At 69.2% G+C, this 10390-nt stretch carries 13 protein-coding genes; 6 read left to right on the forward strand and 7 right to left on the reverse strand.

All coding sequences use genetic code 11. The features are described 5' to 3' along the window. Positions 1-367 precede the first annotated feature (367 nt). The gene (locus E0D90_RS18900; protein WP_130799364.1) at positions 368-1012 is read left to right on the forward strand and encodes a dihydrofolate reductase family protein; all 645 of its coding nucleotides are present in this window, start codon (positions 368-370) and stop codon (positions 1010-1012) included. 295 nt (positions 1013-1307) lie between these two features. Here the strand turns inward: E0D90_RS18900 and E0D90_RS18905 are convergent, their stop codons facing one another. Beyond that, complete coding sequence (locus tag E0D90_RS18905) at positions 1308-1697, reverse strand: hypothetical protein (protein WP_130799365.1); 390 nt, start codon at positions 1695-1697, stop codon at positions 1308-1310. Positions 1698-2023: 326 nt separating this feature from the next. Further along, positions 2024-2452, reverse strand: coding sequence for an ArsI/CadI family heavy metal resistance metalloenzyme (locus tag E0D90_RS18910; protein WP_130799366.1), 429 nt, complete (start codon positions 2450-2452; stop codon positions 2024-2026). Between the two features lie 77 nt (positions 2453-2529). Here E0D90_RS18910 and E0D90_RS18915 point away from each other — a divergent pair, with 77 nt between their 5' ends. The 3 genes from E0D90_RS18915 (at position 2530) to E0D90_RS18930 (ending at position 5048) form a co-directional block, all read left to right on the forward strand. Beyond that, positions 2530-2922: an ArsR/SmtB family transcription factor gene (locus tag E0D90_RS18915; protein WP_130799367.1), complete on the forward strand. Its 393-nt coding sequence runs from the start codon at positions 2530-2532 to the stop codon at positions 2920-2922. An 8-nt stretch (positions 2923-2930) separates the two neighbouring features. After that, positions 2931-4028 carry an ACR3 family arsenite efflux transporter gene (gene arsB / locus E0D90_RS18920; RefSeq protein ID WP_227870320.1) on the forward strand — a complete coding sequence of 366 codons (1098 nt, stop codon included), beginning with the start codon at positions 2931-2933 and terminating at the stop codon, positions 4026-4028. Positions 4029-4499: 471 nt separating this feature from the next. Beyond that, positions 4500-5048 (forward strand): hypothetical protein, encoded by a 549-nt coding sequence (locus tag E0D90_RS18930; RefSeq protein ID WP_227870321.1) that lies wholly within the window; start codon positions 4500-4502, stop codon positions 5046-5048. Between the two features lie 444 nt (positions 5049-5492). On the opposite strand, the gene E0D90_RS18935 is transcribed toward E0D90_RS18930, so the two are convergent. Then, on the reverse strand, positions 5493-5720 hold the full coding sequence (locus E0D90_RS18935; RefSeq protein WP_130799370.1) for a hypothetical protein: 228 nt from the start codon (positions 5718-5720) through the stop codon (positions 5493-5495). A gap of 444 nt (positions 5721-6164) precedes the next feature. Here E0D90_RS18935 and E0D90_RS18940 point away from each other — a divergent pair, with 444 nt between their 5' ends. Next, entirely contained in the window at positions 6165-6599 is a 435-nt protein-coding gene (locus E0D90_RS18940; protein ID WP_130799371.1) for a PaaI family thioesterase, read from the forward strand. Between the two features lie 115 nt (positions 6600-6714). Here E0D90_RS18940 and E0D90_RS18945 read toward each other — a convergent pair whose 3' ends face one another. Next, positions 6715-7212 (reverse strand): hypothetical protein, encoded by a 498-nt coding sequence (locus tag E0D90_RS18945; protein ID WP_103529239.1) that lies wholly within the window; start codon positions 7210-7212, stop codon positions 6715-6717. 321 nt (positions 7213-7533) lie between these two features. Further along, positions 7534-8109, reverse strand: coding sequence for a helix-turn-helix domain-containing protein (locus E0D90_RS18950; protein WP_103529240.1), 576 nt, complete (start codon positions 8107-8109; stop codon positions 7534-7536). Between the two features lie 118 nt (positions 8110-8227). Between E0D90_RS18950 and E0D90_RS18955 the strand changes: the two genes are divergently transcribed. Beyond that, a complete protein-coding gene (locus E0D90_RS18955) occupies positions 8228-9451 on the forward strand; it encodes an MFS transporter (protein ID WP_130799372.1) in 1224 nt (407 codons plus the stop codon). Positions 9452-9465: 14 nt separating this feature from the next. On the opposite strand, the gene E0D90_RS18960 is transcribed toward E0D90_RS18955, so the two are convergent. Together E0D90_RS18960 and E0D90_RS26680 are read right to left on the reverse strand one after the other, a co-directional pair. Further along, positions 9466-10059 (reverse strand): DUF6461 domain-containing protein, encoded by a 594-nt coding sequence (locus E0D90_RS18960; protein ID WP_130799373.1) that lies wholly within the window; start codon positions 10057-10059, stop codon positions 9466-9468. A gap of 13 nt (positions 10060-10072) precedes the next feature. Next, positions 10073-10390, reverse strand: a 318-nt coding sequence (locus tag E0D90_RS26680; RefSeq protein ID WP_438827419.1) for a TetR family transcriptional regulator C-terminal domain-containing protein, incomplete at its 5' end; no start/stop codon positions are given.

Raw genomic sequence — 10390 nt, forward strand, 5'->3', positions numbered from 1 at the left:
CACCAACCGAGTCACCGCCATCGTGAAGACGATCCCCGCCCTTCGTCACGCCTCAACCTGAGGTTGGAAAAGGCTCAGTGCGTTGCGGGGGCCGGAGGTGCCGATCACCGTGCCGTCGACGGTGGCCGCGTGCCGGATCCTCAGCCTTGACTGCACCATCCGAAGAACCACTGGCCCCCGTCGTTCGCGGGTCGCTGCTGCGGCTGGAGATCGGGGTCGGGCGGTGTCCGGACGGGGGAAGTCGTCGGCCTGCGGCGCGCGGCTGCCGGAGTCCGATGAGAACTGCACGATGCGGCGACGAGTTTTCCCGGACCGGCTGGTCTACGGTGCGTCAGGTGGTCAGAGAGTGCGAAGCAGGAGGAGCGATATGAGCCAGTTGTTGCGGGTCCAGAACTTCACCGTCTCAAGCGACGGGTTCGGCGCCGGCGAGGGCCAGAGCCTCGAGAGGCCGTTCGGTCATGCCGATCCGGGGACTTTGCTCGCCTGGGCCTTTGCCACCGACCATCCGCCCATCAAACGCTCCGAACCGGGTGGCCGAGGTCTGGACGACTACTTCACGCGGGACTACGCCCGCAACATCGGTGCCGAGATCATGGGCCGCAACAAGTTCGGGCCGCAGCGCGGGCCCTGGCAGGACCACGAGTGGCAGGGATGGTGGGGTGACGAGCCCCCGTTCCACACGCCGGTGTTCGTCATGACGCACCACAAGCGCCCGTCGTTCACGCTCTCCGACACCACGTTCCACTTCCCCGGCGGCGACCCGGCCGCGGTGCTCGCCCAGGCGAAGGAGGCAGCGCAGGGCCAGGACGTCCGGCTTGGCGGTGGGGCCACGATCATCCGGCAGTTCCTCGAGGCCGACCTCGTCGACACCTTGCACGTGGCGGTCGCGCCGACGGAGATCGGCTCCGGGGCCCGGCTGTGGGAGTCCCCCGATGAGCTGCTCGACCGGTTCCACCAGGACGTCGTGCCCAGCTCGAGCGGCGTGACGCACCACCTGTTCTGGCGGAAGTGAGGCGGGACCATGCGGCCGGCACGGGCTCCGTTGCCGGCGCCCCGGGCATGGCCGCCGCCCAGCGGCGGCCATGCCCCGCATCTCGCGGGTCGCTGCGGGTGCCGTTCAGATCTGCGGCCAGCGTGACGTCGCCGTCGGGTCCTCCGCCCTCCAGAACCGTCCCCCAGCCACGGTACGGCGCCCGCGTCGTCCAGGTCCTTACGGTCGCGGTGGTTCTTCCACGCTTCCCGCGCCGCCTTGAGTCCTAGATGATCAATTCAAAGTAGGTGCCTGCGGAGGGTGTAGCGGTGGGCGGTCAGGCGTCGGGAGCGACTTCGGGGTGCGTGAACCGCACGGGCTTGCCCAGCGACCGGGCGTAGGCGATTTCGGATCGGGTGCTGTCTCCGATGTAGTCGCCGACTACGAGTACCTCATCAGCGAGCCGGATCTTCGCTCGGTGCAGATCGTCGAGTCGAACCTTCAGCATCTCGGCCTCGACAGGATCGGACCAGAACTCGTGCGGCGACTTCATGTCGCAACCCGGCCTGACGACAATCTTTCCGGCTCTGGTCTCCCGCAGATCGGCCTCGGTCATCTCAGCCATGAAGCGGGTGGAGCCACAGATCACGACGATACGCGGAAGGCTCAGCCGCCTCTTCGCGTCGGCGAGTTTCTCCTCAGGGGTGAGCGCTTGCGGGTACGACACTTGTTCCTCCTGGTGGGGTGGCCCGAGGGGTGTCTGCGGAGACGAGAATGTGTCCAAGATCGTCTCGTGGCGAAGGACGTGGGCACCCTCGCCATGATGCGGACCGCCCGATGGCAGACCCGGCGCACGGCCCCGCAGCGAGGCCCGGGCTCCACGGCAGCCTCGTCAACGAGACGTCCGCCCAACAGCCCGTTCAGGCGACAGCACCACACCTGTCGCCGTCGCCGGACTGCCGATCAGCGGCACTGAGCTGCACCAAGGTGAACCGCTCGCTGACGCGGTGGGCACCGGTGCTGTGGAGCTCAGGCGGTGCGGGCCGTTCGGATTCAGGTGGTGGCGCAGCACGCTGTCGCTGCGGGGGCGCCGCCGGCGCTGTTTCCGAGGTCGTCGGCGTCGGCCTTGACGACGTAGATCTCCCAGGGTTCCTTGCCGGGGCCGTGGACCCAGACCTTGTCCTGGAGTGCGTAGCAGCAGGTGGTGTCGTTCTCCTCGAAGGTGGCGAGGCCGGCTTCCTTGAGTCGTTCGGTGGCGGCGGTGACGGTTTCGGTGGTGTCGACTTCGACGCCGAGGTGGTCGAGGTGGGTGTCGGTGTTGCCTTCGCCTTCGAGGAGTACGAGCTTGAGTGGGGGCTGGCTGAGGGCGAAGTTGGCGTAGCCGGGGCGGCGTTTGGCGGGTTCGGTACCCAGGAGCTGGGAGTAGAAGGTGATGGAGGCTTCGAGGTCGGGGACGCGCAGTGCGAGTTGGATGCGGGACATGGTGGGCCTCCCGTTGCTGCATTGGTGTTCGTCGATGCAAGCTTGCGCCTTGTTTCGATGAACGTCAAGATAGAGACATGTCGAAACAAGAGCTTCCGGTCGTCGGCCAGGACGTGGCGGAGTGCTGCCCCGCGTTGCTGACCGCCCCGCTGGACGAGGAGCAGGCCGAGGTCGTGGCGAAGGTGTTCAAGGCGCTGGGGGACCCGGTCCGGCTGCGCCTGCTGTCGATGATCGCCTCACGGGCGGGGGGCGAGGTGTGCGTGTGCGACCTGACACCGGCCTTCGACCTCTCCCAGCCGACGATCTCCCACCACCTGAAGTTGTTGCGACAGGCGGGGCTCATCGACTGCGAGCGCCGAGGGACCTGGGTCTACTACTGGCTGCTGCCGGAGATGACAGACCGGCTCTCCCGCATCCTGACCCGCCCGGCCGGTCCGCCGCCCGTCCTCCCGTCCACGACCGTGCGGTGAGCCGGCCCGTGACCGGCTCATCGCGGCCCGGAGGAGAGCTGTCGTTCACCGACCGGTGGCTGCCGGTGTGGATCCTGGCCGCCATGGCCGCCGGTCTCGGGTTGGGCCGCGCGGTCCCCGGCCTCGGGGAATCCCTGACGCGGTTGAGCGTCGCGGAGGTGTCTCTGCCGATCGCGCTGGGACTGCTGGTGATGATGTATCCGCCGTTGGCCAAGGTCCGCTACGACCGTCTGGGAGCGGTCACCGGCGACCGGCGACTGCTGGTGCTTTCTCTGGCACTGAACTGGATTCTGGGTCCGGCCCTGATGTTCGCGCTGGCCTGGCTGTTCCTGGCCGACCTGCCCGAGTACCGCACCGGCCTGATCATCGTCGGGCTCGCCCGCTGCATCGCCATGGTCATCATCTGGAACGACCTCGCCTGCGGCGATCGGGAGGCCGCCGCCGTCCTGGTGGCCCTCAACAGCGTCTTCCAGGTCGTCACCTTCGCCGCGCTGGGCTGGTTCTACCTCGCCGTCCTGCCCGGCTGGCTCGGGCTGGAACAGACGACGCTGAACGTCTCGATGTGGGAGATCGCCCGCAGCGTCATCGTCTTCCTCGGCATCCCCCTGGCCGCCGGCTGGGCCAGCCGCCGCCTGGGAGAGAGAGCCAAGGGCCGCGCCTGGTACGAGGAGAGGTTCCTGCCCCGCATCGGGCCCTTCGCTCTGTACGGGCTGCTGTTCACCATCGTGCTGCTGTTCGCCCTCCAGGGCGAGGCGATCACCTCGCGCCCCTGGGACGTCGGGCGCATCGCACTGCCGCTCCTGGTCTATTTCGTCCTCATGTGGGCCGGGGCGATGGCCGCGGGACGCGCGGCCGGGCTGGACTATCCCCGGGCCACGACCCTGGCGTTCACCGCCGCGGGCAACAACTTCGAGCTCGCCATCGCGGTCACCATCGCCACCTTCGGCGCCACCAGCGGCCAGGCGCTCGCCGGGGTCGTCGGGCCCTTGATCGAGGTGCCCGTCCTCATCGCCCTGGTCTACCTCGCCCTCGCCCTGCGCCACCGCTTCCCCGCATCCGCCGCCCCGGCGCCGTTGGCCAACGACACGGAGGACACCCGTGTCTGACCACTCCCCCGATCCCCCGGTGTCCGCGCTGTTGGCCTGCGTCCACAAGGCCGGACGCTCCCACACGGCCGCCGCCATCCTCACCGGCCTCGCCACCGAGCGGGTCCAGGTCCGCTCCGCAGGCTCCGCACCGGCCGACGGCATCGACCCGGCCCCACGCACGTCAGCTCCACTCCCCCGCGCTCGGGTCTCGGGGGCAGCGGCGACGCCGGGCGGAGAATCCGCACCGGGTCGGGCGGCGGCAGGTCGAGCTCGGAGCTGGCACGGCGCGGCAACACCGTGGTAGGAGGGTGGGCTGGCCGCCGGGCGGGGAACGTGTCGACCGGCCGGTGGCCGGACCCGCGCGAACGCCTAAGTGGCTGCGAGCTCCGGTGGCCCGCGTGGCGACCGTTGGAGCCCTGTAGCTTGAAGCCTCTGATCGCCAACAGGACCGGGGGCCTGCCGATGCTTCGCCGAACCATATTTCCCGCATTGTTCGCTTCACTCGTGCTCACCGGCTGCGCGGGTTCTGGTGACACAGCGGCCTCGAACGAGGTGCGGGAGCGGGGGACCGCTGCGCTGGACACCGAAGAGGCCGGAGAGGCTGAAGCGGAGGGCACCGAGCCGGCTGAGGAAGCCGAGGACGCAGAGACGGGCGGCGGCGAGGGGGCGGGCGCGTCGAACTCGTGGGAGACCCCTGAGGAGGCCTACCGTTCTTGGCTGGCGGCCTCGCGTCTGCCCGATGCCGAGCTTGCCTGCAGCTATCTCACCGACGAGCTCGTTGAGAGGATGCTCGCCGAGATGGCGGCGAACGGATATCCCCCGGTGAGTGGCTGCGTGGAGCTCACTGAGGCAACCGCTGAGATGTACAGGGCTTTTGGCGTCAGTGATGAAGTGACCGTCGACATCGTGAGGGAGACGCACACGACCGCGGAGCTGTTCGTCACATACGTCGACGGGGGTGACTGCGGCACGATCGACATGAAGCGCACCACGCAGGGCTGGGTCATCACCGATCAGTCGGAAGAGTGCGCGGATTAGCGCTCGCGGAAGTCTGTGGGTTCCCAGCGGAAGAAACTTCCTGAGTGCGGGTACGCGAGCGTGTTCTCCCGGCGGCCAGGTGTTCCCGGCCGCCGTCAGATGACGGCGGCTCAGGCTTGGGGTCGACGAAGCACGGTGACGCGGCGGCGGAGCGTAAGCCGCTCGGGCGGGGAACGTGTTGCGACTGCGGCCGGTGGCCGGGCCGCCGCGCGGCAACGCACTCCCCGCCGGGGGTGAGACGGCGGGCGGGGACCTCGGGGTCAGGCGGCCTGCCGGCGGCCGGCTGGCCCCATGCGGACCCGCCCCGGGTGTGGGGCAACCGCGTTGTCGGCCGGTCGGCAACGTACCAACGCCGCACGCCGGGTCAGAAGAAGAGAGGCGGACGGCGGGTCACGGTGTCGTCCATGGCAGGCGTGATGGTGACGGTGGCAGGGCGGAGAGCTCTCATCTCTTGCCTGTTCCCTTCAGGGTGAGAAAGAAGAGATAGAGAGAGCAGATGAGAGCGACGCCGCTCAGCAGCCCCCACACCGCAGACATGCCTCCCTGCGCCCTCCATGCCTGTGCCAGCATCAAGACACCTGCTATGAATACGATGCCGATGAAGACGTGCAGTTTAGTCATTTCATTCAATATTTCTCCTTTGGTCAAACTCGGATGGTTCTGGAATCTCACCGGTGCTCCTGGTTCGCGGACACGGATCGGATGGCGCGGTGAAGGATTTCGGCTGATGTCGGCGGCGCAGGACGCCGGGCCCGTGGCTGAGGCGTGATCGGCATCGCCGTGGAGGCGGTGGGCCGGCGGACTGGCTGATCGTCATCACCGCACACATCCAACTCCGCCTCGCCCGGCCCCTGGTCACCGACACCACGCCGCCCGTGGGCAAGCCCGGGTGAGCCCGGCGGGATGTTCTGCTCAGAGAGCCGGCGCCCCACCCGAGCCGTGCGAAATACCATGTGGCTCTTCGTCAAGAGTAGACCGCGCTCTCCCCATGGCGTGGCTGTTCTCGTCCGTGGGGATCAGTTCTCGTCATGTCGGTGTCGACACCCCGAGACCGCGATGGCATCATCCCCATCACGTGTCAGGAGCCGTCCGCTCGCACGGAAAAGGAGGGACGCCATGTCCCCTTCCGAGTCGCCAGGCCCCACCCCCGCCGATCTCCTGGCGGCCATGCCCTTCGCGGCCCACCTGGGCGTAGAACTCCACGAGGCGGCGCCCGAGCGGGCTGTGGGCAGCCTGGCCTGGTCCCCGGAGTCCTGCACCGTGGGCGGCGTGCTGCACGGGGGCGCGCTGATGGCGCTGGCCGATTCGGTCGGTGCCGTGTGCGCCTATCTCAACGTCCCGCCGGGCGCGGGCACGTCCACGGTGGAGTCGAAGACCAACTTCCTGCGCGGAGTGGCCTCAGGGAAGGTCCACGCGACGGCCCGCCCGCTGCATGTCGGCGGCACCCTGGTCGTCGTCCAGACCGACCTGCGCGACGACCAGGACCGCCTCGTCGGGCAGACCACCCAGACCCAGATCGTGCTCGACCCCAAGCACGGCAGCATGGGCTGACCCGCGCACCGTAAGGGCGGCGGCGCCGACTCCCCTGCCGCACGGGCTGCCAGGAGAGCGCATCAGCCGCTACTAGCTCGCAGGCACGACGGACGTCGCGGAGTGTCTCACTCCGTCACGACACCTTGGTGAGGGTGGGGTACTGACAGGTGTCCACCTCCCAGGGGTACTGGTAGAGCATCGGTGCGGAGAGATTGCCGCCGACCCTCAATCCATGCGTCCGGGGCGGGTCGCCCCGCTCGACCACGCCGTCCAGTTCGTAGAAGGCAAGCTGCACATCGACGTCTCGCTCAGTCGCCGGCAGCACTCTCCACTCACCGATACCGGCTCGACTGCGCTTTTCCTCCCGTTTCCTGCTGGTTTGGTCGCGCCTGTAGCGGTCGGGGACCTCTCCTCGCCAGTTGGTCACGCGCAGGGTGCCGTCCTCTTCGAGTCGGACCTCGCCGAACGGGTCGCCCGAGTAGTCACCGACCAGGTCCTGCGGGGAGAGGCGGTCGGGGCGCTGTGGTGGTGGATTGCACCCGTCGCCGGGGAGCAGACCGCACCCCGTTCCGCCGACGAGCAGTGCCATCGTCAACGCCAGGACGGCGACCAGCCCCCGGTGCTTACGCATACGCCCTCCGATCGACCCGCGAGGCCGCCCGATCAGGGACGACCGGCGTCGTGGATCCGTCCGGACCGGCTGCCGATGCTCCTCACGTCGGACACGGGGGCCGCCGATCCGGTTGAGCGGGTTGTAGGTTGTCTGTAGACGTACCCGTCGGGCGGTTCACGTAGACTCCACCCCCCGCCGGGGTTCGGGCTACTCGCAGCCCGGGCGTGAAGGGGCGGAAGCCTGCCGGGTGTTGCGCTCGGCAGGGCGAGGAGGCTTCCTCTGCTCCGCTGCCGCCCCGAAGGGCCTCTGCCGGCCCGGCGCCACCCGCCGGGGTCACGGTCAAGGGCGGTGATCCGGTGGTGTCCGCGGCACGATGGCCACGCGCACGAAGGACGCGACGGGGGTGGCCGCCGTCAGCAGGTGGTCACCGTCGCCGGACAGGCTGACGGAGTGCCCATCCGCGACGACTTGCTCCTGCCCGTCGGTGACGGCCAGCACGGTTCCCTCGAGCACGTGGACCATGGAATGCGGAGCGCCGGGCGTCGGCCCCATGGAGTACACCTCGTCGCCGACGAGCCTCATTCTCCACAGTTCGACGGAGAGGTCCCGTGTTTCCACGGCTCTCAGCAGGTAGGCCCAGCTGTCCGTAGGCGTCGACCAGATCTGTACACCCGACGGTGGGGCGTGGTCGACGACCCCGAGCAGTCCGGGAAAGGTGGTGCCCAGGGCGGCGGCGACCTTGTCGACCGTTCCGATGCTCGGATTGGCCTGTCCGAGCTCGATGTGGGTGAGCATGCGGCGGCTGACACCGCTGAGCTGGGCGAGGTGCGACAGGCTCTGTCCCGTCGATTCCCGCAGAGCGCGGATTCGCAGCCCGATGTCACGGGCGACGGCCGGGTTCAGCTTCTCAGCCATTCCTCCTCCAGGAGACCCATCACCCCGGATGGGCAATATAGTGCGCAGCATGGTGCCGACGGTCGATCCCCGTCGCCGATGGCCGCAGAAGCGGCCCGATCCGACAGGAAGGGGCAGGATGACGCAGCGCAACGATACGGGAGCCGAACCGGCTGTGACCGCGCGAGTTCCCGCGAGCGGCCGCTCAGCCCTGCTTCGCTGGCTGGCCAGCTACGGCTCCTTCGGGGTACCGCAGGCGGCGGCCCCTATCGCCTTCGCGCTCCTCACCCTTCCGCTGACAGGTTCGGCGTCGCACGGGGCCGCGCTGGTGGCGGCGATGACGACCGCGCAGGTGCTCGCGGCGATACCGCTGTCTCGGCTGGGCGTCCGGTTCGATGCCCGCTCCTACCTTCGCGCGCTGGTCGCCGTCCGCACTGCCGGTCTGGTGCTCGTGGCCGTCCTGGCCGCCGCGGGAGCGCCCTTCGCACTGCTCATGGCCGCGGCGGCGCTGGCCGGTGCGGTGAACGGGGCGGCCCACGGCTATCTGCGCCTGCTGCTGAACCACATCACCACCCCGGACAGAATGCCCCGTGCGCTGGGCATAGCCGCCACCCTCAACGAGGTGACCTTCGCCGCCGCGCCGGTCGTCGCCTCGGTCGCCGGCTCGCTGTCCCCCGTGTGGGCCGTGGTGGGACTGGCGGTCACGGGCATGGCGCCGGTCTTTCTGGTCCCGGTGACCGCGGGTGCGCACGTCGCGGCCCCGGAGGGCGGACCACCGATGAGGCTCCCTCGGCTTGTCCACCTCTGGCTGTTCTGCGCGGCCGCTGGGTCAGCGGCGGTCGCGGCCGTCGAGGTCGGGGCGGTGTCCCTGGCGCTGCGCTACGGCCTTGAGGCGGGCTGGGGTTTCCTCTTCGCCCTCTCCCTGTGTCTGGGGTCGATCTGCGGCGGCCTGTGGGTGAGCGTCCGCAACCGGATGGCGAGCCGCCCGGAGGTGCTGGTCTTTCTCGGGTCCACCACCGTCGGCACCTGTTTGGTGGCTGCCCAGGGGCAGCTGTGGGTGACGCTGCTCGGCGCGGCGGCGGTCGGGTTCTTCCTGCCGCCTCTCGGCACCTATTTCTCGCTTGTCCTCGATCAGTTGGCCCCCGCGCACCGTCGCGCCGAGGTGTTCGCCCTGATGCGCACCGCCAACGCGCTCGGGGTGATCGCCGTCAGCGGACTCCTGGCGATCACCGGGGTCACTGCCGCGCTGAGCGGCAGTGCGCTGCTCATGGCGGTTGCGACCCTGCTCGTGGCCCTCACGTTCGTGGCCGGGAGGAGGCCCGGGGACTGGAGGCACCGCTCATCGGCGGCGGTCATCGACTGATCGGCGGGCAAGGCCTAGCCGAGCAGGTGGCGAAGGCTGACCGTGGGGAGGGTTCCATTGGCTGCCACTGGGGACACGGCCATCCCGAACTCTCGCTCCACGGCTATCAGCGCAGCGACCGACGGTACCAACCATTCGTCCTCGTCGTCCTCGTCCTCCCAGTCCCGGAAGAACCCGGCCTCGGTCAAGGCACGGTTCATCCGGGACGGGTCGGCGCCGGTGGTGAGATGGACCGCCCAAGCGTCGATATCGGCCAGTAGCTGGCCTTCCCGCGCGTGGGCGACCCGAGTCGTACCGTCCAGAATGGACCACACCGACACCGCCTCGCCTCCGGCTGACAGATGGGAAAGCACCGCGTCGTTCGACAGTTTGCCGTGCGCGGTCACATCGAAGAGGAATGTCCACTCGTCGCCGCCGCACACGCGTACAGCAGGTGTGCCCTCGCCCCACCCGAACTTTCGCAGCGCTTCGCCGGAGGTGCACAGCGGGTACGGCGCCTGGTCTGTGACCCCCAGACGAACCAGCACTTCATCCGTCGAGACCCCTCGAACAGCCGTGACGCCGAAGTGGTCGGACGGCACGCACCCTGCCAACGCGGATTGCTGCACCGGGACCGTCGTCCTACTCACCGCCGGTCGTCCGCAGGAGGCAGCGCGCCGCTTCTCTGGCGCCCGCGTAGGCGGTGTCGTCCTCGAGCGTGGTGGCCGCCACGTGTGCGCCCTCGTAGAGCAGGTGGAGGTGACCGGCGATCTCCGGGGTGGTGAGCCGGCTGAAGAGTTCCCGCATCCACTGCTTCTCCTCGCGGATGGCCTCGGCGACAGGAGGTGAGGTCGTTCCCAGTTCGGCCCAGGCGTTGACGAAGGCGCAGCCGCGGGGGTTCCGTTCCGCCCAGCGTTCGGCGGCGGTGTAGACGGTGAGCACGCGGGTGGGTCCGGGTGG

Origin of the sequence: Streptomyces otsuchiensis (assembly GCF_004305975.1) — a bacterium.
Lineage (GTDB): Bacteria > Actinomycetota > Actinomycetes > Streptomycetales > Streptomycetaceae > Streptomyces > Streptomyces otsuchiensis.